Annotated in this window: 23 protein-coding genes; 7 read left to right on the top strand and 16 right to left on the bottom strand. The window is 67.2% G+C overall.

Annotated features, from left to right (window positions below; all coding sequences use genetic code 11):
- Positions 1 to 249 precede the first annotated feature (249 nt).
- The gene (locus ACZK4H_RS21935; RefSeq protein ID WP_099554156.1) at positions 250 to 1,365 is read left to right on the top strand and encodes a glycerophosphodiester phosphodiesterase; all 1,116 of its coding nucleotides are present in this window, start codon (positions 250 to 252) and stop codon (positions 1,363 to 1,365) included.
- 109 nt (positions 1,366 to 1,474) lie between these two features.
- Here ACZK4H_RS21935 and ACZK4H_RS21930 read toward each other — a convergent pair whose 3' ends face one another.
- Together ACZK4H_RS21930 and ACZK4H_RS21925 are read right to left on the bottom strand one after the other, a co-directional pair.
- A complete protein-coding gene (locus ACZK4H_RS21930) occupies positions 1,475 to 2,245 on the bottom strand; it encodes a rhomboid family intramembrane serine protease (RefSeq protein WP_099554158.1) in 771 nt (256 codons plus the stop codon).
- A gap of 105 nt (positions 2,246 to 2,350) precedes the next feature.
- Positions 2,351 to 3,313: a TerC family protein gene (locus ACZK4H_RS21925; RefSeq protein WP_010487446.1), complete on the bottom strand. Its 963-nt coding sequence runs from the start codon at positions 3,311 to 3,313 to the stop codon at positions 2,351 to 2,353.
- Positions 3,314 to 3,662: 349 nt separating this feature from the next.
- Between ACZK4H_RS21925 and ACZK4H_RS21920 the strand changes: the two genes are divergently transcribed.
- Entirely contained in the window at positions 3,663 to 4,832 is a 1,170-nt protein-coding gene (locus ACZK4H_RS21920; RefSeq protein ID WP_010487449.1) for a class I SAM-dependent rRNA methyltransferase, read from the top strand.
- A gap of 40 nt (positions 4,833 to 4,872) precedes the next feature.
- Here the strand turns inward: ACZK4H_RS21920 and ACZK4H_RS21915 are convergent, their stop codons facing one another.
- Together ACZK4H_RS21915 and ACZK4H_RS21910 are read right to left on the bottom strand one after the other, a co-directional pair.
- The gene (locus tag ACZK4H_RS21915; RefSeq protein ID WP_099554160.1) at positions 4,873 to 5,751 is read right to left on the bottom strand and encodes a hypothetical protein; all 879 of its coding nucleotides are present in this window, start codon (positions 5,749 to 5,751) and stop codon (positions 4,873 to 4,875) included.
- Positions 5,748 to 6,563: a protein klaA gene (locus ACZK4H_RS21910; protein WP_099554162.1), complete on the bottom strand. Its 816-nt coding sequence runs from the start codon at positions 6,561 to 6,563 to the stop codon at positions 5,748 to 5,750. The genes ACZK4H_RS21915 and ACZK4H_RS21910 overlap by 4 nt, the downstream gene beginning before the upstream one ends.
- A 154-nt stretch (positions 6,564 to 6,717) precedes the next feature.
- Between ACZK4H_RS21910 and ACZK4H_RS21905 the strand changes: the two genes are divergently transcribed.
- Entirely contained in the window at positions 6,718 to 7,959 is a 1,242-nt protein-coding gene (locus tag ACZK4H_RS21905; RefSeq protein WP_099554164.1) for a dipeptidase, read from the top strand.
- Positions 7,960 to 8,051: 92 nt separating this feature from the next.
- Here the strand turns inward: ACZK4H_RS21905 and ACZK4H_RS21900 are convergent, their stop codons facing one another.
- The 5 genes from ACZK4H_RS21900 to ACZK4H_RS21880 all read right to left on the bottom strand — a co-directional run bounded on the left by ACZK4H_RS21900 (position 8,052) and on the right by ACZK4H_RS21880 (position 12,375).
- Positions 8,052 to 9,479, bottom strand: a complete 1,428-nt coding sequence (locus ACZK4H_RS21900; protein ID WP_099554166.1) for an amino acid permease — start codon at positions 9,477 to 9,479, stop codon at positions 8,052 to 8,054.
- Between the two features lie 166 nt (positions 9,480 to 9,645).
- The gene (locus ACZK4H_RS21895) at positions 9,646 to 10,344 is read right to left on the bottom strand and encodes a suppressor of fused domain protein (RefSeq protein WP_099554167.1); all 699 of its coding nucleotides are present in this window, start codon (positions 10,342 to 10,344) and stop codon (positions 9,646 to 9,648) included.
- Positions 10,341 to 10,763 carry a hypothetical protein gene (locus ACZK4H_RS21890; RefSeq protein WP_099554169.1) on the bottom strand — a complete coding sequence of 141 codons (423 nt, stop codon included), beginning with the start codon at positions 10,761 to 10,763 and terminating at the stop codon, positions 10,341 to 10,343. The genes ACZK4H_RS21895 and ACZK4H_RS21890 overlap by 4 nt, the downstream gene beginning before the upstream one ends.
- A complete protein-coding gene (gene leuE / locus ACZK4H_RS21885) occupies positions 10,760 to 11,389 on the bottom strand; it encodes a leucine efflux protein LeuE (RefSeq protein ID WP_005411716.1) in 630 nt (209 codons plus the stop codon). Before leuE ends, ACZK4H_RS21890 begins: the two co-directional genes overlap by 4 nt.
- Positions 11,390 to 11,403: 14 nt before the next feature.
- On the bottom strand, positions 11,404 to 12,375 hold the full coding sequence (locus ACZK4H_RS21880; protein ID WP_099554171.1) for a LysR family transcriptional regulator: 972 nt from the start codon (positions 12,373 to 12,375) through the stop codon (positions 11,404 to 11,406).
- Between the two features lie 91 nt (positions 12,376 to 12,466).
- Here ACZK4H_RS21880 and ACZK4H_RS21875 point away from each other — a divergent pair, with 91 nt between their 5' ends.
- Positions 12,467 to 13,474: a zinc-binding alcohol dehydrogenase family protein gene (locus ACZK4H_RS21875; protein WP_099554173.1), complete on the top strand. Its 1,008-nt coding sequence runs from the start codon at positions 12,467 to 12,469 to the stop codon at positions 13,472 to 13,474.
- A gap of 61 nt (positions 13,475 to 13,535) precedes the next feature.
- On the opposite strand, the gene ACZK4H_RS21870 is transcribed toward ACZK4H_RS21875, so the two are convergent.
- Positions 13,536 to 14,141 (bottom strand): glutathione S-transferase family protein, encoded by a 606-nt coding sequence (locus tag ACZK4H_RS21870; protein WP_099554175.1) that lies wholly within the window; start codon positions 14,139 to 14,141, stop codon positions 13,536 to 13,538.
- 45 nt (positions 14,142 to 14,186) lie between these two features.
- On the opposite strand from ACZK4H_RS21870, the gene ACZK4H_RS21865 reads away from it, so the two are divergent.
- From ACZK4H_RS21865 to ACZK4H_RS21855, 3 genes are all read left to right on the top strand, one after another.
- The gene (locus ACZK4H_RS21865; RefSeq protein ID WP_099554177.1) at positions 14,187 to 15,722 is read left to right on the top strand and encodes a DNA recombination protein RmuC; all 1,536 of its coding nucleotides are present in this window, start codon (positions 14,187 to 14,189) and stop codon (positions 15,720 to 15,722) included.
- A 71-nt stretch (positions 15,723 to 15,793) separates the two neighbouring features.
- Positions 15,794 to 16,186 (top strand): hypothetical protein, encoded by a 393-nt coding sequence (locus ACZK4H_RS21860; protein ID WP_099554178.1) that lies wholly within the window; start codon positions 15,794 to 15,796, stop codon positions 16,184 to 16,186.
- A 66-nt stretch (positions 16,187 to 16,252) separates the two neighbouring features.
- Positions 16,253 to 16,798 (top strand): glutathione peroxidase, encoded by a 546-nt coding sequence (locus tag ACZK4H_RS21855; RefSeq protein WP_099554181.1) that lies wholly within the window; start codon positions 16,253 to 16,255, stop codon positions 16,796 to 16,798.
- Between the two features lie 84 nt (positions 16,799 to 16,882).
- Here the strand turns inward: ACZK4H_RS21855 and ACZK4H_RS21850 are convergent, their stop codons facing one another.
- From ACZK4H_RS21850 to ACZK4H_RS21825, 6 genes are read right to left on the bottom strand one after another with little or no spacing between them, the layout of a single operon-like run.
- Entirely contained in the window at positions 16,883 to 17,899 is a 1,017-nt protein-coding gene (locus tag ACZK4H_RS21850) for an MlaA family lipoprotein (protein WP_099554183.1), read from the bottom strand.
- 1 nt (position 17,900) lies between these two features.
- The gene (locus ACZK4H_RS21845; protein WP_099554185.1) at positions 17,901 to 18,212 is read right to left on the bottom strand and encodes an STAS domain-containing protein; all 312 of its coding nucleotides are present in this window, start codon (positions 18,210 to 18,212) and stop codon (positions 17,901 to 17,903) included.
- Positions 18,202 to 18,864 (bottom strand): MlaC/ttg2D family ABC transporter substrate-binding protein, encoded by a 663-nt coding sequence (locus ACZK4H_RS21840; RefSeq protein WP_099554187.1) that lies wholly within the window; start codon positions 18,862 to 18,864, stop codon positions 18,202 to 18,204. Before ACZK4H_RS21840 ends, ACZK4H_RS21845 begins: the two co-directional genes overlap by 11 nt.
- Entirely contained in the window at positions 18,861 to 19,385 is a 525-nt protein-coding gene (mlaD, locus tag ACZK4H_RS21835) for an outer membrane lipid asymmetry maintenance protein MlaD (RefSeq protein WP_005411706.1), read from the bottom strand. Before mlaD ends, ACZK4H_RS21840 begins: the two co-directional genes overlap by 4 nt.
- Positions 19,386 to 19,444: 59 nt before the next feature.
- Complete coding sequence (locus ACZK4H_RS21830) at positions 19,445 to 20,194, bottom strand: MlaE family lipid ABC transporter permease subunit (RefSeq protein WP_005414955.1); 750 nt, start codon at positions 20,192 to 20,194, stop codon at positions 19,445 to 19,447.
- The gene (locus tag ACZK4H_RS21825) at positions 20,194 to 20,982 is read right to left on the bottom strand and encodes an ABC transporter ATP-binding protein (protein ID WP_099554204.1); all 789 of its coding nucleotides are present in this window, start codon (positions 20,980 to 20,982) and stop codon (positions 20,194 to 20,196) included. The genes ACZK4H_RS21830 and ACZK4H_RS21825 overlap by 1 nt, the downstream gene beginning before the upstream one ends.
- Between the last annotated feature and the right edge of the window lie 6 nt (positions 20,983 to 20,988).

The raw sequence follows: 20,988 nt of genomic DNA, 5'->3' as shown, positions 1-20,988 counted from the left end.
CTGCTCGGGATCAGATCTCCGAAGGGGCTCTGACCCCGTCATCGATCAACCGCGCGGCTCACGCTCGGGTAGGTGCCAACCCTCGCTCAGGTAGGTGCCAACCTTGGTTGGCACAGTGCGTCCGGGGCCATGGACGCCGGCTGGCAGAGCGCCGACCAAGGTCGGCGACTACCGAATCCATGGGGTCCCCCACCTGTCACATTCCCGCCGCATACTGACGCCCATCACATACCGCTTGGGGAAGTCGCAGTGAAGTCGTGGGGTTGTGCGTTGCTGTTGTCGCTGGCCGTGGCACCATCGGTGGCCATGAGTGCTGAATCCTCCACCCCGGCCGCACCCAAGGTGTCGGTCTACGGCCATCGCGGGGCAAGCGCACTGTTGCCCGAGCACACCCTGGCGGCCTATGCACAGGCCATCGCCGATGGCGCCGACTACATCGAACCGGACCTGGTGATGACCAGGGACGGGGTGATGGTGGCCCGCCACGAGAACGAGATCGGCGGTACCACCGACGTCGCCTCGCATCCGGAGTTCGCCAGCCGCCGCACCAGCAAGGTGATCGACGGTCAGAAGGTCGACGGCTGGTTCACCGAAGACTTCACCCTGGCAGAGCTGAAGACCCTGTACGCCCGTGAGCGCCTGCCGGAACTGCGCAGCACCGCCTACGACGGCCAGTTCCGTATCGCCAGCCTGGACGAGATCCTGGCCTTCCTGGTGCAGCAGGCCGGCCGCGCCAACCGTGGCATCGGCCTGGTCCCGGAGATCAAGCACCCGACCTACTTCCAGTCCATCGGCCTGCCGATGGAAGACAAGCTGCTGGCCGCACTGCGTGGCAATGCCTATACCAACGTTGGCCCGGTCACCATCCAGTCGTTCGAGACCGCCAATCTGCGCTACCTGCGCGGCAAGATTCCGCGCGGCAGCAACATCCGCTTGCTGCAGCTGCTGTGGAAGGGCGACACCCAGCCAGCCGACATCGCCAAAGCCGGTGGCAAGCTGACCTACGCGCAGATGATGACCCCGGCCAGCTTGAAGGACATCGCCAGCTACGCCGACAGCATCGGCCCGGAACTGCGTTCGATCATTCCGCTGGATGACAAGGGCGCGCTGGGCACGCCGACCACGCTGGTGCGCGATGCGCATGCGGCTGGCCTGATGGTGATTCCGTACACCTTCCGCCCGGAGAACCACTTCCAGGCCAGCAACCTGCGCAAGGGCGCCGACAACGCGCGCAATGCCGAGGGCTCGATTGCCGAGATGCGTGCCTATCTGGCCACCGGCATCGATGCGTTCTTCACCGATGACCCGGCGCTGGGCCGGCAGGCGGTGGATGGAATGGGCGCGGCGGGCAACGCGGCGGACTGACGGACTCTGGTAGATGCCAACCTTGGTTGGCACACGGCAGGAGTGCCGACCAAGGTCGGCCACTACCGGGTCATGAGGTTGCCGGCCAGCGGGCGGCACTACCGTCACCTCAACTGCGCGGGTCGTCCGGGCGGCGGAACGGGATCACCACGTAGTCCTGGCCTTCGCGCGGCTGCCACAGCACCGGCACGCGCTGCGGAGATGGCGGCTCCAGCTCGTCGTCGGCCAGCGGCTCGACCTCGTCCTCTTCGTCTTCCCAGCTGTAGCGTTGGCGCGGCGGCAGCGGGTCGGCGTTGCGGAACAGCAGCGCAGCGATGATGCCGGCGAAGGCGCCGCCCATGTGTGACTGCCAGGACACGCCGTCGGCGTGCGGCAGGATGGTCATCAGCATGCCGCCGTAGAACAGCATGCCGATCAGGCCGGTGGCAATCGCTGCACGGTCGCGGCGCAGCAGGCCCAGGCTGGCCAGCAGGAACATCAGGCCATGGGTCACGCCGCTGGCGCCCAGGTGCACGCTGCCCGGATTGCCCAGCATCCACGCGCCGATGCCCGAGCCCAGCCACAGCAGGGGCAGGGCGCGCACGGTGGCTTTCGGGTAGACGCTGCCGGCCAGCGTGCCGAGGATCAGGATCGCGATGCTGTTGGCGACGATGTGCTCGACCGAGGCATGCAGCATCGGGCCGCCGATCAGGCCAAGCAGGCCCTTGGCTTCCAGCGGCGCGACCGCCCACGGTCGCCAGTCGAACGTGCCCTGCAGGGCGAACACGGCCACCAGCGCCAGCACGGCGGCCAGGCTGACATTAAACGCCCGCAGGATGCGCGAGCGGTCATTGCGGGGGGCCGGCACGTCGCCGGTGGGCAGGGGCGCGTTGTTGTCCATACCTCAGCAATGGCGGTGACTGGCACGAAACCAAGGCCACCGCTGCGGGAGAGTGGAATCGGCCGGTGGGACAATCCCACCGGCCGCGCCGTTCAACGGTCAGGCTCAGGCCTGGCCTTCGCCTTCCTTCGGCGGGTACTTCAGGCTCAGCACCACGGTGGCGGCGATGATCACTGCGACCACGCCCAGCGACACCGGGGTCGGGATCTTGAACAGGTCGATGATCATCATCTTGATGCCGATGAAGCCCAGCACCAGCGCCAGGCCGTACGGCAGCAGGTGGAAGCGGTCGGCCATGCCGGCCAGCAGGAAGAACATCGCACGCAGGCCCAGCACCGCGAACACGTTGGAGGTGAGCACGATGAACGGGTCGGTGGTGATTGCGAAGATTGCCGGGATGCTGTCCACCGCGAAGATCACGTCGGTGACCGCGATCAGGATCAGCACCGCGAACAGCGGGGTGAACCAGCGCACGCCGTCGCGCTTCACGCTCAACGCGTTGCCGGCGTAATCCGGCAGCAGGCGCAGGTGCTTGCGCATCCAGCGCAGCGCCGGGTTGGTTTCCAGATCAGGCTCCTGGCCAGCGGCGAACCACATCTTCCAGCCGGTGAAGAGCAGGAAGGCGCCGAACACGTAGAGCAGCCAATGGAACTGGCTGATCAGCACGCTGCCAGCGAAGATCATGATCGTACGCAGCACGATCGCACCCAGGATGCCGATGATCAGCACCTTCTGGCGCTGTTCCTCGGGCACCGCGAAGTAGCTCATGATCATCAGGAAGACAAAGATGTTGTCGACCGCCAGCGCCTTCTCGACCAGGTAGCCGGTCAGGAACTCGAGGCCGACCTTGTTGGCCACCACCTGGCCCGCGGTCTCATTCAGGTAGTACCAGAGGCCCGCATTGAACAGCAGGGCCAGCGCGACCCAGCCGATGGACCACCACAGGGCCTCCTTGAAGGTGACCTTGTGCGGTCCACCATGGCGCATCAACACGAGGTCGACCAGCAGGGCGATGACCACCACCGCTGCGAAGCCGCCCCACAACCACACGTTACCGATCGTCTGCATTGGGAATGTCCGTTGGAAAGATGAATGCCAGGCCGGACGGCGAGGATCTGCAACGGAGGATCGGGAGGGGGATCCAGGGACAGAGCTTCGCCAGTACGGCGAAGGTCTCGCTCGCAGTTCCAGTCGGCTGGAACTGCCGTTGCACCGGAGCCTGCGGGCTCGAAATGACGGCGACAACGTCTGGGAGCTACTCCCCTTCTGGCGCCGATTCTGCCGTCTGGCCGGGCCGCCGTCAAATGGGCGGCGGCGGGGTCGGATCCCCGCAGGGGCTCCGACCCCTCGTCGTCGCCATACCGGGGTCAGAGCCCCTTCGGGGATCTGACCCCGGTGCCCGGTTTACAATAGGTGGATGAATACCCCCCTTCCGATTGTCCGCCTCAAGAATGCGTGGCGTTCCAGCCACCCGTGGATCTTCCAGAAACTGGTCGAGAAGCCGACCGTCCGGCCCAAGCCCGGTTCCATCGTCGACGTGGTCGGCATCGATGGCGAGTTCATTGGCCGCGGGTTCTACAACGGGCACTCGCGCATTGCCGTGCGCATCCTCGAAACCGACCAGAACGTACCGGTCGATGCCGGCTGGTTCTCGCGCAAGATCGCCCAGGCGGTGTCGCTGCGCCGTGAGGTGCTGAAGCTGGACGCGGTGTCCGACGCCTGGCGCGTGGTGCACAGCGAAGGCGACGGCCTGTCCGGGCTGGTGGTCGACCGCTACGGCGACCTGGTGGTGGTCGAGTTCTTCGCCGCCGGCATGTTCCGCCATCGCGAGTGGATCTATGACGCCCTGCGCGAGCAGTTCCCGGGTTGCCGCTTCCACAGCTTCGCCGACGAGCACGTGCAGAAGCAGGAAAGTTTCGACTTCCACGGCAACACCACCACCGAAGCGTCGGTGATCACCGAGTACGGCATCAAGTTCCGCGCCGACCCGGCCGGTGCGCACAAGACCGGCTTCTTCGCCGACCAGCGCGAGAACCGCGAGTGGCTGAGCCAGCAGGTGGAAGGCAAGAGCGTGCTGGACCTGTGCTGCAACACCGGCGGTTTCGCCGTGTATGCGGCTGCGCGTGGTGCTTCGGAAGTGGTCGGCATCGACATCGATGAAGACGTCATCCAGATCGCCAAGGGCAATTCGCGCCTGAACAACGTGCGTCCGAAGTTCGTCCAGTCCGACATCTTCCCGTGGCTGCGTGATGCCGCCAACCGCGGCGAGCAGTACGACGTGGTGATCCTGGATCCGGCGAAGATGACCCGCGACCGCGACCAGGTGATCACCGCGCTGAAGAAGTACCTGGACATGAACAAGCTGGCGCTGGGCGTGGTCAAGCCCGGTGGCCTGTTCGCCACCTTCTCCTGCACCGGCCTGGTGGCCGAGGACCAGTTCCTCGACATGCTGCGCCGCGCGGCCTATTTCTCCGGCCGCACGATCCAGATCCTGAAGGTGGCCGGCGCTGGTCCGGACCATCCGTTCATGGCCCACGTGCAGGAATCGCGTTACCTGAAGGCCGTGTTCTGCCGCGTGGTGGATTGATCCAAGGCTTCGGTGTTGCCGGTCGCTGGCCGGCAGCACCTCACGGTTGTGCGCTGGCCTGCGGGGGCGGTGGCTGAAGTTGCTGCAGCAGGCCGTTGATCACCCGGGCCCGGCCGCGCACGTGGTAGCCCAGGGTGGTCAGGCCGATGCCGGCGATGACAAGCAGCAGCAGTGACCAGGCGATCGCCATGCCGATGACGTGCAACACGTCCATGCGCAGCCAATGGGCATGCAGCCACGCCTGGCTGCGCTCCGAATAGGGAACCTTGGCTTTGGCTTCAAGGCGCGCACGGATGACATCGGGCACCGCGATACCGATGTCCTCGCCGCGGGCGATGGCCAGGCCGGTGTCGTTCAAGGGGGTGCTGGTCCTTGCAAGCGAGTGCTGCGCCTGCAGGTAACCCTGCCATTGCGGGCTCAGCGCGGTGAATCCGGGGCTGTCGATGAGCTTGCCAAGCTGCGTGCTGTCGAGCTTCGTGCCATCGCCGACGTCGGCCCGGCTGAAGTCGGGACTGACGATTCCGTTGCCAGCCATCAGGACGACCAGCATGGAGCCGCCGATCACGAACGAGAAGGTGAAGTGGCGTACACCGCGATTGAGCAGCACCCTGCGCAGGCCGAACCCCATCCAGACCAGCATGCCGCCAGCGAAGCACAGGCTGGCAGACAGCAGCAGGGCGATTGTGGACGGGTCATTGCCGTAGCCGGCCGGAACGTGCGCCGAGGGCGGGCTGCCGGTCAGGCCCTGCAGGAAGATCATGGACAACAGCGCAGCGGCCGGCAGCACCGCGAAACAGGCCAGGCCCACGGTGCGTGCGAACGAACCCCGGCGATACAGCGCGCGCAGGCCGGAAACCGCTTCGACCCGCTGCTGCAGCTCTGCTGGCACCTTCAGTGGATCGGGCCGGGACGTGATCATGCGGGTTCTCCGGAAGCACGAAGCAGCTGCTGCAGGGCCTGTTTCAGCTGGTCCTGGGCCTGTGCCGCACGCGCGACCATCTGCGGGCTAGCGTTGTCGCTGTTCTGCAGCGCCTGGATGGTCTGGCGCCAGATCGGCACAAGGATCTGCACGGTCTCGCAGTAGCGGTCGAGCAGTTCAATGGCGTGGTTGCGTGCCAGCTGCACCTGGATGCGGCTGATCGAGTGGCTGGCCAGCAGCGCGGTCAGATTGGCCACGCGCCGCTGCAGGCGTTCCACGGGGCGGTCCAGCACCAGCGGATCGTCCACGGCGCCATTGTCCGCTGGCAGTTCCTGCAGGAACTGCACCCCCGCATCGATGTAGATCTGCAGGCGTGCACCCTGCGCATCATGCTCATCGAGTTGCGCATTCAAGCGGTCGACGCTGCTGCGCACCGCTGCGGCCTGGTGCTCGACCTCGGACAGCACGTCGCCGTTGCCGCCCAGCGCGATGCGCCGGCGAAGCCGCCGCTCGATATCGGCGCCGGTGAACCGATCCCACCAGCTGGCACGTTCCAGCAGAGCATTGGGGTCGTGTTCGGCAAGGCGGCTGACCAGACCGGCCAATGCTCTGGCCAGCGCGTGGGCGCTGCCATCCTGCCAGGCAGGCTCCGCGCTGGCGTTGGCCAGTTCGGCGGGGCCATAGCGACCGATGTCGATGCGCCCGGCGAACAGGACCGGCAGTACATCGCGCTTGAGCTGTTCGACGCTGAGCGGCGCACCCTCAGGTGCAGGGTGAGCGGTAGGAAGGGGGGGCGGGGCGGAATGGGACATCGGAATTCCGTTTCAGGGGCGACGCAGCCGGTGGGTTGCCGTCATCGATAGCGGCTGCCGCCGAGTGTAATGGAGTGCGCAGGGTCACCCGGCACTACCGGAGGTTGCCAACACAGCGCTATGGTCGGGTTCTTCTCCTTGCCGGTGAGCGTCCATGCCATCGCTGTGTCGCCTGTCTCTGTTGCTTACCCTGGCGCTGTGCGCGCCGTTGTCCGCCCATGCCATCGAGTTCAGCGCGCAGGAACTGGCCCGCGCCAAGGCACTGCAGCAGCGCCTGGTCACCCTCGACAGCCATCTGGATACGCCGGCCAATTTCGGCCGCACCGGTTTCGACATCGAACAGCGTCATGACCGCAACGCGCTTTCGCAGGTCGATTACCCGCGCATGGTCGAAGGCGCGCTGGACGGCGGTTTCTGGGCGATCTACACCGACCAGGGCGACCGCACCGCCGCCGCCCATCTTGCTGAACGCGACCACGGCCTGCAGCGCCTGATGGAAATCCGCGAAATGCTGGCCGCCAATCCCGAGCGCTTCGCACTGGCGCTGACCGCCGATGATGCCGCGCGGATCAAGGCCGCCGGCAAGCGCGTGGTCTACATCAGCATGGAAAACGCCAGCCCGCTGGTGGCCGACCCGAGCCTGTTGTCGTTCTACCACCGCGCCGGCCTGCGCCTGCTCAGCACCGTGCACTTCGCGAACAACGAGTTCGCCGATTCGGCCACCGACCCCAAGGGCGCGGAATGGAAGGGCCTGAGCCCGGCCGGCAAGGACCTGGTGCGGCAGGCGGTGAGGCTGGGCATCGTGATAGACCAGTCGCACGCGTCGGACGCGGTGTTCGACGACCTGTTGGCGATGATGCCGGTGCCCTTCGTGCTCTCGCACAGCTCGGCCAAGGCCGTCTACGACCACCCGCGCAACCTGGATGATGGGCGGTTGCGCAAGCTGGCCAAGGCCGGTGGCGTGATCCAGGTGAACGCCTATGGCGGCTACCTGATCGACACTGCCAAGACGCCCGAGCGCAAGCAGGCCGAGGAAGCGCTGAGCAAGCAGCTGGGCGGCTGGGAAGGCATGGGCATCGAGCAGGGGGTTGCCCTGCTGGAAGCCGAGCAGGCGCTGGACCACGAGCACCCGGTGCGCCACGCCAGCCTGGACGACTTCTTCGCCCACTTCGAGCACATCCTCAAGGTGGTCGGCCCGGACCATGTGGGCATCGGCCTGGACTGGGATGGCGGCGGTGGCCTGAGTGACCTGCCCGATGTCAGCCAGCTGCCGAAGATCACCGCGTGGCTTCTGCGCAAGGGTTACACCGAGCAGCAGATCGCCGGCATCTGGGGCGGCAACCTGTTGCGGGTGATGCGCAAGGTGCAGGATTACGCCGCAAAGCAGGGCGGTTGACCGCCCTGCGGTCGTGCCGGCCTCTGGCCGGCATTGCCCGTATCAACAGAATGCAAGTTGCCGGCCAGCGGCCGGCACCACCGATGAACCGGTTATTTCGCGATCAACGCGTGGCGGCGGCTGTACAGGAAGTACAGCACCAGGCCGACCACGTTCCACAGCAGGAAGTACAGCTGGGTGCTGTGCGGCAGGCTGAGGAACAGGTAGATGCAGCCCAGCGCGGCCAGCGGGCCGACCACGAAGGCCAGCGGCGTGCGGAACGTGCGCTCGCGGTTCGGCTCGCGCAGGCGCAGCACCACCAGGCAGATGCCCACGGCAGTGAACGCGGCCAGGGTACCGGCATTGGCCAGCGCCGCGATCTCGTCCAGGCGCGCCACACCGGCCAGCGCCGACACCACCACCGCGGTGAACAGCGTGGTCGCCACCGGCGTGCCGGTGCGTGCGTTGACCTTGGACAGGCCACGCGGCAGCAGGCCATCGCGGCTCATCACGAAGAAGATGCGGCTCTGCCCGTACAGGAAGGCCAGCAGCACCGTCGGCAGGGCGATGATCGCGATCACGCCGATCACCATCGCCGCGGTCGGATGGCCCAGCTGGCGCATGATCAGGGCCAGCGGCTCAGCGCTGTGGCCGAACACGGCGTAGCTCATCGCACCCACGGCGGCCAGCGCCACCAGCACGTAGACGATGGTGCAGCCGATCATCGAACCGATGATGCCGATCGACAGGTCGCGGCCCGGGTTCTTGGTTTCCTCGGCGGCGGTGGAGATCGCATCGAAGCCGTAGAAGGCGAAGAAGATGATCGCCGCTGCCGCCATCACGCCGTGCTCGACGCCGTCAGGGCCCATCGACTTGGCGAAGCCATACGGCATGAACGGCTGCAGGTTGTTGCTGTCGAAGGCGGGCAGGGCCACGGCCACGAAGATGGCCAGCGCGATCAGCTTGAACACCACCAGGATGGCGTTGAGGGTGGCGCTTTCCTTGGTGCCGGCCATCAGCATGCCTGCCACCAGCCAGGTGATGATGATCGCCGGCAGGTTGATCATGCCGCCTTCCACGTGCGGGCCGGCGGCAAGCCAGGCCGGCAGGTGCACGTTCCAGCCGAACTGGGTGTGGACCCATTCGAGGAAGCCGACGAAGTAGCCGGACCAGCCCACCGCCACCGTACTCACCACCAGCGAGTACTCCAGGATCAGGCTCCAGCCCACCACCCAGGCGAATACTTCGCCCAGCGCACTGTAGCTGTAAGTGTAGGCACTGCCGGCGGCCGGCATCATCGTCGACAGCTCGGCGTAGGACAGTGCCGCGCAGGCGCAGACCGCACCGGCAATGGCGAAGGAGATCAGTACGGCCGGGCCGGCCAGGTTGGCACCGACGCCGATCAGTGTGTAGATGCCGGTACCGACGATGGCGCCAATACCCAGCGCGATCAGGTGCGGCCAGCTGAGCGTCGGGATCAGACGCCTGCCGGCTTCGTGGACGGTGACGGAATCTAGGGACTTGCGCCGGAACAGGGACATGCAGGCCTCGGAAGGGGTGACTAAGAACGACAAGTTCCCGAGTGTGACCGAACGCAGCGCAGCATTACCACTGACGGGGGTCATGCATGGCGGGGCGCGCGCTGCCCCCCGGCCAGGCTGCCGGAATCGGCACAAACGCTGGCAGGATTCGAAATGATTCGATCCCTCAAGGCGAGCCCGGAGGCGATTGAAGTACGAGAGCAGGGGCCAGATCGATGCTGACCCGCTGCGGATCGACCACCGGCGCCGCACCTTGGGTTCTCAACTGGGCCACCAGCACTTCGAAGCCATGCGCGCGGCCGAACGCGTGCTCGTCCAGGGTCAACGGCAGCAGCTGCAGGAAGTCGAATCGTCCCGATGGCAATTGCTGGGGTCCCGGAAAATGCAATGACGGCACGAAGACGGCCGCCTGCAGCATGCTCCCTGCGTGATCCACCGGCCCCCCCAGCTTCAGCCGGTCCCATGGCGTCAACGGATTGCCGGGCATGCGTGAGTGGCACAGCAGCAGGTGGTACGCGGTGAACCAGCGCAAGGTGGTCAGCGCCCACGTCGCTTCTTCCTGCGTCTCAAGCATCAGTTCGATGCCCCACCCCGAATCTCCATCTTCGTGCCGCCCTTCCCAGGGGTTGGACAGGCCGGTGCTGACATAGATCCAGTGCCGTCGATCACCGTGCGGAGGGCACGCATTGACGCCGACATGCAGCCAGCGCGGGTCGATCTGCTCCTGCTTGAAGACGTTGCGCAGCAGATCCATGTCGAGGGGGTAGATCCCCGGTCCGGTATCGCCGAACAACCGCCGGTACAGCGTCTCCTCCCGATACTCCCAGCTGCGCTCCAGCAGGGTGTCGTCGTCGATGGTGCTCACTCAGCCACCCTGCCGGGCCAGCGACAGCCGTCTTCCTGCCAGGCTTCGGGGTCGTCGTGGAAGGTGGTGCGACGGCCATCACGAGCGCGTTCGTAGCTCAGATCCAGCACCAGCGCGCCCTGCGTGCTCAGCAGGTAGCGGCCGTTGAGGCGCCCGTCGATGCGTTCTTCCCAGACGCTGTCGAACTGGTACGGGCGATCTTCGGCCAGCACCGTGGTCTCCATCGAGATCCGGTGCAGGGGCAGGCGCTCGCGCTGCCCGGCGTAGCGCACATCGGCCCGGCCGTCCTCCAGCCAGCGCCATTCCAGGTGGATGCTGTCATTGCGACCGCCGCTCAGGCAGCGATGGTCCTGCACGGTGGTGCCAGAGGCGGTGCCGGCGAGCAGGAGTGCGACCGCGGCTGCCAGCCAGGCCTTCATCCGTTCAACCCCAACCGGATGCCGAATCCCACCAGGAACAGGCCGGCCACCCGGCGCAGCGCATCGCTGATGCGCGGATGCTGGATCAACCGGCGGCGGGCCAGGTTGCCCACGCCGATCAGCATCGAGCAGTACGCAATGCTGACCACCAGGATGATCCCGGCCAGCGCCGCGAAGGTGGCAATGCCCTGGTGTGCCTTGGGATCGATGAACAGCGGCAGGAAGGCCATGTAGAACAGGATCGCCTTCGGATTGAGCAGGCTGACCAGGATTGCCTGCTGGAAATAGCGGCCCGGCTGCATGCGGATCGGGCCAGCATCACCGCCCTCGTGCTTCGGCGTACGCAGCAGGCTGATGCCCACCCACACCAGGTAGGCCGCACCCAGGTACTGCACGGCGTGGAACACCAGCGGGTTGGCTTTCAGCAGCGCAGCCACGCCGGCCAGCGCCAGCCACATCAGGATCTGGTCACCGACCAGCAGGCCGGCCAGTGCCGTGTAGCCACCGCGCACGCCGCCTCGGCCGGTGGCGGTCAGCAGGGTGAAGGTGCCGGGACCGGGCAGGGCGAGAAACACCAACACGGCGACCAGAAAGGTCCACAGGTCCTGGATGCCCATCCACGGCATGGCGGTGTTCTCTCTTACGGGGGGCCGCCATTGTCGGCCAGCACCGGGGCGGGCGACAGGGGGCCGGCGAGTCCATCGGGCATGCCAGACAGCAGCGGTTGCAGGTGCTGGCGCAGCTGCGCGTGCAGCTGCCGCACCGCCGGCGAGAACTGCTTGCGATGCGGGCACACCAGCTGCAGTGGAATGTGGCTGCCGACGCCGTCGAGCAGCAGCTGCAGGCGCCCGGCCAGCACGTCTTCGCGCAGGTCCAGCCAGGATTTGTAGGTGATGCCCTCGCCCGCCACCGCCCAGCGGCGCACCACGTCGGCGTCGTCGCAGACCAGCGGGCCGCGCACCGGGATCACGGTGCGGCGCCCGTCGACCTCGAACGACCAGCGATCATAGGCGCGGCCACTGAGCTGGTAGACCAGGCAATCGTGCTCGCGCAGTTCGTCCAGGCGCACCGGCGTGCCCCGTCGCTGCAGGTAATCGGGCGAGGCCGCGAGTACACGGCGGTTGCCTTCGAGCAGGGGCAGGGCCACGTAGTTGGCGTCGTCGAAGTGGCCGATGCGGATCGCCACATCGACCGGATCGCGGAACACGTCGGCCACTTCATCGGACAGCCGCAGGTGCAGGCGCAGCCGTGGATGGGCGGCTCGGAACGCAGTCAGCCACGGCAGCAGCAGGTTGCGACCGAAGTCCGACGGCGCCGACAGCTGCAGCGTGCCATGCAGTTCGGCGTCCTCGCCCTGCACGCGGGCCCGCCCTTCGCGCAGGGTAGCCAGCACCTCCTGCGCATACGGCAGGTACAGCGCGCCCTCGCCGGTCATGCGCAGGCTGCGGGTGGTACGCACGAACAGGCGCAGGTCCAGCTCGCGTTCCAGCCGCGCCACGGCAGCAGCGACCTGGCCGGGTAACAGATCGGCCTCGCGGGCCGCCTGCGAGAAGCTGCCCAGTGCGGCCGTGCGGACGAACAACTGCAGGTCATCGAAGCGGATCATCTTCATTGCCGGAGTGAAAGTGCTGCCCGATTCTGCGCCTTTCTGAGCGACCGTGCGCGGCGCAACCTGTGCACTCCTTCCCCACTGGACCGCTGCCATGCGCGCCATTGCCTACACCCACGCCGGCCTGCCGATCGACGACACCCGGGCCCTGATCGATATCGAACTGGAACTGCCGCAGCCCGGCCCACGCGACCTGCGGGTGGCGGTGCGTGCGGTGGCGGTGAACCCGGTCGACACCAAGGTCCGTCGTGGCGTGGCCACCGATGGACCGCGCGTGCTGGGCTGGGACGCGGTCGGCATCGTCGACGCCGTGGGTAGCGAAGTGACCCTGTTCCAGCCCGGCGATGCGGTCTACTACGCCGGCGTGATCGACCGGCCGGGCAGCAATGCCGAATACCAGCTGGTGGACGAGCGCAGCGTCGGCCGCAAGCCGGCCAGCCTTGATGATGCGGCTGCCGCCGCGCTGCCGCTGACCGCGATCACCGCCTGGGAGCTGCTGTTCGACCGCCTGCGTATTCCCGAAGGCGGTGGCGAGGGCCAGACCCTGCTGGTGATCGGGGCCGCCGGTGGCGTCGGCTCGATCCTGGTGCAGCTGGCGCGGAAGCTGACGAAACTGACGGTGATCGGCACCGCATCGCGCCCGGACACCCAGGACTGGGTGTATGCGATGGGCGCGCACCACGTGATCGACCACAGCCAGCCGCTGGCCGAAGGCCTGGCACGGCTGGGCATCAGCGAGGTGCAGCATGTGGCCAGCCTGACCCATTCCGACCAGCACTACGCGCAGATCGTCGAGCTGCTGGCGCCGCAGGGCCAGTTCGGCCTGATCGACGATCCGGGCCAGGTGGATGTGATGGCGCTCAAGCGCAAGGCGCTGTCGCTGCACTGGGAATCGATGTTCACCCGCCCGCTGTACAAGACCGCGGACATGCAGCGCCAGCACGACCTGCTGGGCCGGGTGGCCGAGCTGATCGACGCCGGCGTGCTGCAGACCACCCTGGGCGAGCACTTCGGGCGCATCGACGCGGCCAACCTGCGGCGCGCGCATGCGCTGCTGGAGAGCCACCGCGCCAAGGGCAAGATCGTGCTGGAAGGCTGGTAAGGCTGGTTGTTCCCGCGCCCTTGGGGTCAGATCCCTTTCCCAAAGGGATCTGACCCCTGCTTCAGGCCACGCCGTTGTCGACGTGGTCGGCGAAACCCGGCTGCTGGCGCAAGCGCTCGAACCAGGCCTCTACGTGTGCCAGTGCGGGCCTGCGCCCCGGTGTGCTGCGCCAGCGTTGGGTCGACAGGCCAAGCACGATGTCGGCGAGGGTGAAGGTGCTGCCCGCCGCGTAGGCATCGGTGGCGGAAAGCTGTGCATCAAGCACACCCATCAGCCGGTTCCACTGCGCCAGGCTGGCCTCGGCGCGGGCATCGTCCGGGTAGTCCGGATGCTGGCGCACGCGCGCCATGAACACGTGCCGCCAGGCGCTGTTGAGGTCGCTGGCCTGCCAGTCCATCCACTGCTCGACCGGGGCGCGGCCTTGCGCCGTACCGGGCAGCAGGTCATCACGGCCAGCGCGTACGGCCAGGTAGCGGCAGATGCTGTTGGACTCCCACAGCACGAAGTCGCCATCACGCAGCACCGGCACCTGCCGGTTGGGGTTCAGTGCGGCCAGCAGGTCCGCCGGTGGCGCAGGCTCATGGTGCAGGGACAGATCCAGCCCTGCGCACAGCCACAGCACCTTGCGCACATTGATGGAGGTGGGCTTTCCGTAAAGAGAGAGCATGGTTCCGGCGCAGCAGCTGAGACTCTGCCAGCCTACACTTGCCCCATGCAAACCGAATATCTGCTCATTGGCGGCCTTCTATTGGCCGTGCTCATCCTGCAGCTTGTGGCCCTGCTGCGCCGCCCGCCGCACGACCGCCTGGAACAGGCGGTGCGTGAGGAGGCGCGCGCCGGGCGCAGTGAGCTGCGCGAACAGCTCGATGGCTTCGCCCGCGCGCTGACCGATCTGTCCACCCGCACCGACCAGCGCCTGGACCTGCTGCGCGAAGCACTGGGCGAAGATGCCCGCAAGGCGCGCGCCGAAGCGGCCGAGAGCCAGCAGCGGGGCGCGGCGTTGATGGGACAGCGGCTGCAGGAACTGCGCAGCCAGCTGGAGACCTTCGGCCAGCAGCAGGAAGCGCGCATCCATGCGTTTGGCCAGCAGCTGCAGGAGCTCACCGGGCGTACCGATACCCAGCTCGGCGCGCTGCGCCAGACCCTGGTGGACGATGCACGCAAGGGCCGCGAGGAGGGCGCGCAGTCGCAGCAGCGGCTGACCGAAAGCCTTGGCCTGCGCCTGCAGGAACTGACGCAGCGCAACGAGCAGCGCATCGCCGAGATGCGCACGACGCTGGAAGAACAGCTGCGCGCGCTGCAGAGCGACAATGCGCAGAAGCTGGAACAGATGCGCGTGACGGTGGATGAAAAGCTGCAGTCCACTCTGGAAACACGCCTGGGCCAGTCCTTCAAGTTGGTCTCGGAGCGTCTGGAACAGGTGCAGCGTGGCCTCGGCGAGATGCAGCAGCTGGCCACCGGCGTGGGTGACCTCAAGCGCGTGCTGACCAACGTCAAGACGCGCGGCAGCTGGGGTGAAGTACAGCTGGAGAACATCCTCGAGCAGACCCTGATCCAGGAGCAGTACGCGCGCGGGGTGAAGGTACGCCCGGATAGTGGCGAGATGGTCGATATCGCCGTGCGCCTGCCGGGCCGCAGCAGCGATGACACGCCGGTGTGGCTGCCGATCGACTCCAAGTTCCCACGCGAAGACTACGAGCGCCTGCTGGACGCGCAGGAACAGGGCGACGCCGAACTGGTACGCGTGCAGGGTACGCAGCTGGAACGTGCGGTGAAGGTGCAGGCCAAGTCGATCTGCGAGAAGTACATCGTGCCGCCGCACACCACCGACTTCGCGGTGATGTTCCTGCCCACCGAAGGCCTGTATGCCGAGGTGATCCGGCGCCCCGGCCTGGTCGATCTGCTGCAGCGTGACCACCGCGTGGTGGTCGCTGGGCCAACCACGATCACCGCACTGCTCAACAGCCTGCAGATGGGTTTCCGCACACTGGCCATCGAGAAGCGGTCCAGCGAGGTGTGGAGCCTGCTGGGTGCGGTGAAGACCGAGTTCGGCAAGTTTGGCGATGTGCTGGACAACGTGAAGGCCAAGCTGGACCAGGCCAGCAAGCAGATCGACCAGACCGGGGTGCGCACCCGCGCGATCGCCCGCAAGCTGAGGGATGTCGAGTCGCTGCCGGTTGAGCAGAGCCGCCAGTTGCTGCCGGACGCGCTGCCAGCAGAGGAAGGCAGTGACGGCGACGAGGCCTGAGCCACGCTGACACGCCGCCTGCATCGCCGATGCGTATGCTGGCGGCCTGTCCTCCTGGATCAGGTACCACCATGCGCCTGCGCCTCTGCACCAGTCTCATCCTGACCGTGCTGCTTGCCGCCTGCAGCAGCGCACCCCCGGCTGCCGACACGGCGCCGGCCGCAGCCACCAGCCCCGAAGCGGCCGAAGCCTACCGCGAAGCACGTGACGTCGACTGCCAGGCCGCGGGCGGCACCCTGCAGCGGCTGGGCCGGCTGCAGCGCGTGCAGTGCGTGATTCCGTATGCCGACGCCGGCAAGACCTGCAGCCGCAAAAGCGACTGCACGGGCCAGTGCCTTGCCAGCGGCGAAGTGGCGGCTGGCAGTGCCGCCACCGGTACCTGCCAGCGCGACGTGCGCCAGAATTTCGGCTGCCGCCAGCGCATTGATGACGGCAAGGCACAGGGCACGATCTGCGTGGATTGATCGTCGTGCCGACATCGCGCGGCGCTATGCTGGTGGGCCATTCCCCGCCGTAGCCGGAGCCCCCGCGTGAGCACCCCGATCCAGGACATTTCCCTCACCACCATCGACGGCCAGCCGTCCTCGCTTGCCGATTACCAGGGCAAGGTACTGCTGCTGGTCAACGTCGCCTCCAAGTGCGGCCTGACCCCGCAGTACGAAGGCCTGCAGGCGCTGTATGCGGAAAAGCACGCGCAAGGCCTGGAAGTGCTGGGCTTCCCCGCCAACAACTTCCTCGGCCAGGAGCCGGGCAGCGAAGCGGAGATCCAGCAGTTCTGCCAGCTCACCTACGATGTCAGCTTCCCGATGTTCTCCAAGATCAGCGTGGCCGGCGACGACACCCACCCGCTGTACCAGCAGCTGACCGCGGCCCAGCCGCAGTCGATCGGCGAAGGCCCGCTGCGCGAGCGCCTGGCCAGCAAGGACATTCCGATCCATGCCGCGCCGGCAGTGCTGTGGAACTTCGAGAAGTTCCTGGTCGGCCGCGACGGCAAGGTCATCGCCCGCTTCGCCCCGGACGTGGCGGCTGATGATGCGCGCCTGCGCGAGGCCATCGAGGCCGCACTGGCGGCCTGAGGAAAGCGTGCCAACCGAGGTTGGCACCTACCGGAAAAGAAAAACCCCGCCGAGGCGGGGTTTTTCATGCGTCGCTGAAAGGGCTCAGTGGGTCCACTGCGGCATCGGCATCGCATCGACCGGAATCGGCGAGTTGGCATCGTCGTGGCCACGCTCGCGCTTGCTGCGCAGATCGTTCTCGATCTGGTAGTTGCGACGCTGCATCCACGCATCGCGCACCAGCGAGTACTCGTCCACCGCAGTGTCGCGCAGGTCGTCGATCGCCAGCAGCTGCGCGCGGGTATCGACCAGCTGCAGGCCCTGCAGGCCGATGCGGATCTTGTCCTCTTCGATGCGGCGGATCGGCGACAGCGGGATGTCGCCGGCCAGGCCGAACACGTCGCGTACGGTACGCGGGCCGAAGAACGGCAGTTCCACGTAGCGCGAACGACGCCAGCCCCAGGCACCCAGGGTCTGGCCGAAGTCTTCATTGCGGCGCGGCACCATCGCCTTGCTGGCCGGATCGAACAGGCCGCCGATGCCCAGCGTGCTGTTCATCAGGAAGCGGCCGAGGCTGTCCCATGCATCGGCACCGCGGCCCTGCAGCAGCTGGTTGGTGATGGTCACCGGCGCGCGCAGGTTGCTGAAGAAGTTGCTGACGCCGGTGCGGGCGAAGCGCGGCACCACGTGGGTGTAGGCGGTGGCCAGCGGACGTGCGACGCCGCGGTCGACCGCATTGTTGAACTTGTGCACCTTGCGGTTGAACGGTTCCCACGGGTCGTAGGCCGCCGCGTTGGTGGTGTTGCCGGCACCGCCATAGAGGGCATCGAAGTCGTCATCGCCACCGGGTGCGGTGGCCGCTGCGGTCTTCGCTGCACTGCTGTCGCCGCTGTCGGTCGGCGTAGCCGGCGACGATGCGGCAGCCGCCGGCGGATTGACCACGGATGCGACCGGTGCAGTGTCAGCCGTGCTGGCATCGGTGGCCGCGGCAGCGGGCGAGGTGGTGGTACTGGCCGGAACCAGGGTGCTGGCCGCGGGTGCATCGCTGCGCGCGGGCTTGCCGGCACAGGCAGTGAGGGCGGTGGCCAGGACGATCAGGGGGAGGGTGCGCACGACGTTCATGTCAGCTCGCAGCAGAAGTAGCGTTGAAATCCAGGTTGGGCGACAGCCGATAGGCTGCGCTCAGTTCGTTGTAGCCAGCCGGCGCGCCGGTGATCACCAGCGGATGGCCGGCCTTGCGGGCACGTGCTGCCAGCTCGGCCAGCAGGGCCAGGCCGGCGCTGTCCACGCGCTCGACCTCACCCAGCTCCAGCCGTGCCAGCTTTGCCGGCAGGGCCTGCAGCTGCGGCCACAGCGCGATCACCGCGGCGCGGTCGAGCACCCCGCGCAGGCGCAGGGTGTCGCCTTCCAGCAGCGCCAGTGCGTTACTTGCCATTGCCCGCGGGCCCGGCCTGCATGCTGCCGCTGTGCAGTTCGCTGGCCACCTGCTTGATGCCCTTCTGGCGCAGCGGGGTATCGAACTGGTTGCGGAAGGTCTGCACGTAGGAGATGCCTTCGATGTTGACGTCGAAGATCTTCCACTGGCCGTTCACGTTGCGCATCCAGTACTCGACCGGGGTCGGCTCGCTGCCGGCACGTACCAGCTCGGTGCTCACGCGCACGCCGCGGTTGCCCGGCAGCGGGCTTTCACCCTTCAGGCGGAAGCTCGGCTTGCCCTGGATGTTGAGCAGGGTCGAACCGTAGCGCTGCATCAGGCTGTCGGCCATGGCATCGGCGAACAGCTTGATGTCGGCATCCGAGGCGCCGCGGGCATGCGGGCCCAGCACCAGGCGTGCCGCATAGTCGCGGTCGAAGGTGCGGTTCAGTTCGCTGTCGATGTAGCTGCGCAGGCTGGCCGGGTTGCTGCCGAACTCGCTCCTGCGCTGCTGCAGGGTGGTGAGGATGCGCGTGCTGGCATCGATCACCACCTTGCCGGCCTGGCCCTGCGTCGCGGCAGCGGCGGGAGCGGCGGCCTGGGCCTGGGCGAGGAACGGAGTAGCTGCCAGCAGCGCCGAGGCGAGCAGGGCCGGGATCAGTTTCATCTTCATGGTTGCGGTTCCGTTGCAGGCGCCTGCGCGCCATCGTTGGGCTTCTGAGCAGCGCCACCACCGGCGCCACCACTGAACATGTACTTGCCGACCAGCTGGATCAGGTCAACCGCCGGCTGGGTGAAGACAATTTCGTCGCCGGCCTTCAGCACGTCCGGATCACCGCCCGGCTGCAGACCGATATAGCTCTCGCCGAGCAAACCACTGGTGAAGATGCCGGCCGAGGTGTCCGCCGGCAGGTCCTTGACCTTGCTGTCCATGCGCAGGGTCACGATCGATTCGAACTTCACCGGGTCCAGGTCGATCGAGGCGACCTGGCCGACGGTGACGCCGCCGATCTTCACTGGCGCCTGCTTGCGCAGCTGGCCGACCTGGGAGAAGCGCGCCTTCAGCTCGTAGCCCTGGCTGCCCCAGCTCCAGCGCTGGTTGGTCGAGGCCACGGCCAGCACCATCAGCGAGGCCAGGGCCAGCAGCAGAAAAGCGCCGACGGAGAATTCGAGTCTGGGACCGCGGATGGCCATGTGGATTACCTGATCGAGTCGTGGTGGCCGCGCGCGCCTGCGCACCGCCGGTGGAGGGGTTAGGTGAACAACATTGCCGACAGAACGAAGTTGAACATCAGCACCAGCAGCGAGGCGTTGACCACCGCACGGGTGGTCGCCACCGAGGTGCCCTCGATGGTCGGCTCGGCATGGAAGCCAACGTAGGCGGCAACCAGCGCGGCGGTGCCGCCGAAGATCGCCGACTTCAGCATCGCCACGCCGAAGTCATCCCAGAAATCGACGCTGTTGCGCAGCGCCGACCAGAACACGCCATTGTCCAGGCCCAGCACGTGCACGGCCTCGAAGTAGCTGGCACTGATCGCCAGCGAGCAGAAGATGCCGGTCAGCAGCGGCACGGTCAGCACCGCCGCCCAGAAGCGCGGTGCCACGGCTTTGGCCACCGGGTCGATGGCCATCAGCTCCAGCGCCTTGATCTGGTCGGTGGCGCGCATCAGGCCCAGCTCGGCGGCGATCGAACTGCCGGCGCGACCGATGAACAGCAGTGCGGTCAGCACCGGCGCCAGCTCGCGGTACAGCGACAGGCCGAGCAGGGTCGACAGCGCGTCGGCGGCACCGAAGGTGGTCAGCGTGCGGTAGCCCTGCAGGGTCAGCACCAGGCCGACGAAGGCGCCACCGACGGCGATGATCGGCAGCGAGCGCGCGCCGATCTTGTAGATCTCGCGGGTCAGTTCGGCCAGGAAATCACGGGTCGGCAGCGAACCGCGCAGCACGGTCAGCGAGAACAGGCCGGCGCGGCCCAGCGAGCGGGTGGCTTGGACGAACGGCATCAGGCAACCCTCGCGCGTGGCGCGGCATCGAACGGAATCGGACCATCGGGCTGGCCATGCAGGAACTGCCGCAGCAGCGGATCCTGGCTGGACTGCAGTGCCTCGGGCGTGCCCTGGAACACGATGCCACCATTGGCGATGGCGATGACCTGGTCGCAGATCGGCAGGGTCTCGTGCACGTGGTGGCTGACGATGATGCTGGTCAGGCCCAGGCTGTGGTTGAGGCGCTGGATCAGGCTCATGATCACCCCGGAGGCGATCGGGTCCAGCCCGGTCAGCGGCTCGTCGTAGATCATCAGCGGCGGATCCAGCGCCAGCGCACGGGCCAGCGCCACGCGGCGCGCCATGCCGCCGGACAGTTCGCGCGGCCAGGCATCGGCGGCGGCCAGCAGGCCCACCGCATGCAGCTTCATCTCCACCAGCCGGCGCAGCACGGCGGCCGGCAGGCGGGTATGCGTACGCAGCGGCAGTGCGACGTTTTCGGCCACGGTGAGGTCGGTCAGCAGGCCATTGCCCTGCAGCAGCACGCCCACGCTCTTGCGCATCTCCAGCAGCGCGCTGCTGTCGTGCGGGATCGGCTTGCCGAACAGGGTGACGTCGCCGGCGACCGGTCGCAGCTCGCCGGTCAGTGCCGCCAGCAGGGTCGACTTGCCGCTGCCGGACGGGCCGAGCACGGCGGTGATGCTGCCCTGCGGCACCTGCAGCGACACGTCGCGCAGGATCGTGCGCCCGCTCCGGTCGATGCGGACGTTGGACAACTGCACCAGACTGGAGGTGGAAGCCGACATGGGCAC

Source organism: Stenotrophomonas sp. 78350_Sma, assembly GCF_056482105.1.
This window is presented reverse-complemented; position numbering and strand designations above follow the sequence as displayed.

Excerpts from the sequence above, each read along its gene's own strand:
- ACZK4H_RS21840 (WP_099554187.1), bottom strand. The coding sequence starts at position 18,864 with ATGAAGATGAAACTGATCCCGGCCCTGCTCGCCTCGGCGCTGCTGGCA.
- ACZK4H_RS21930 (WP_099554158.1), bottom strand. The coding sequence starts at position 2,245 with ATGGACAACAACGCGCCCCTGCCCACCGGCGACGTGCCGGCCCCCCGC.
- ACZK4H_RS21915 (WP_099554160.1), bottom strand. The coding sequence starts at position 5,751 with ATGATCACGTCCCGGCCCGATCCACTGAAGGTGCCAGCAGAGCTGCAG.
- ACZK4H_RS21910 (WP_099554162.1), bottom strand. The coding sequence starts at position 6,563 with ATGTCCCATTCCGCCCCGCCCCCCCTTCCTACCGCTCACCCTGCACCT.
- ACZK4H_RS21890 (WP_099554169.1), bottom strand. The coding sequence starts at position 10,763 with ATGAAGGCCTGGCTGGCAGCCGCGGTCGCACTCCTGCTCGCCGGCACC.
- ACZK4H_RS21905 (WP_099554164.1), top strand. The coding sequence starts at position 6,718 with ATGCCATCGCTGTGTCGCCTGTCTCTGTTGCTTACCCTGGCGCTGTGC.
- leuE (WP_005411716.1), bottom strand. The coding sequence starts at position 11,389 with ATGCCGTGGATGGGCATCCAGGACCTGTGGACCTTTCTGGTCGCCGTG.
- mlaD (WP_005411706.1), bottom strand. The coding sequence starts at position 19,385 with ATGGCCATCCGCGGTCCCAGACTCGAATTCTCCGTCGGCGCTTTTCTG.
- ACZK4H_RS21875 (WP_099554173.1), top strand. The coding sequence starts at position 12,467 with ATGCGCGCCATTGCCTACACCCACGCCGGCCTGCCGATCGACGACACC.
- ACZK4H_RS21870 (WP_099554175.1), bottom strand. The coding sequence starts at position 14,141 with ATGCTCTCTCTTTACGGAAAGCCCACCTCCATCAATGTGCGCAAGGTG.
- ACZK4H_RS21850 (WP_099554183.1), bottom strand. The coding sequence starts at position 17,899 with ATGAACGTCGTGCGCACCCTCCCCCTGATCGTCCTGGCCACCGCCCTC.
- ACZK4H_RS21900 (WP_099554166.1), bottom strand. The coding sequence starts at position 9,479 with ATGTCCCTGTTCCGGCGCAAGTCCCTAGATTCCGTCACCGTCCACGAA.
- ACZK4H_RS21830 (WP_005414955.1), bottom strand. The coding sequence starts at position 20,194 with ATGCCGTTCGTCCAAGCCACCCGCTCGCTGGGCCGCGCCGGCCTGTTC.
- ACZK4H_RS21860 (WP_099554178.1), top strand. The coding sequence starts at position 15,794 with ATGCGCCTGCGCCTCTGCACCAGTCTCATCCTGACCGTGCTGCTTGCC.
- ACZK4H_RS21865 (WP_099554177.1), top strand. The coding sequence starts at position 14,187 with ATGCAAACCGAATATCTGCTCATTGGCGGCCTTCTATTGGCCGTGCTC.
- ACZK4H_RS21845 (WP_099554185.1), bottom strand. The coding sequence starts at position 18,212 with ATGGCAAGTAACGCACTGGCGCTGCTGGAAGGCGACACCCTGCGCCTG.
- ACZK4H_RS21880 (WP_099554171.1), bottom strand. The coding sequence starts at position 12,375 with ATGAAGATGATCCGCTTCGATGACCTGCAGTTGTTCGTCCGCACGGCC.
- ACZK4H_RS21925 (WP_010487446.1), bottom strand. The coding sequence starts at position 3,313 with ATGCAGACGATCGGTAACGTGTGGTTGTGGGGCGGCTTCGCAGCGGTG.
- ACZK4H_RS21920 (WP_010487449.1), top strand. The coding sequence starts at position 3,663 with ATGAATACCCCCCTTCCGATTGTCCGCCTCAAGAATGCGTGGCGTTCC.
- ACZK4H_RS21825 (WP_099554204.1), bottom strand. The coding sequence starts at position 20,982 with ATGTCGGCTTCCACCTCCAGTCTGGTGCAGTTGTCCAACGTCCGCATC.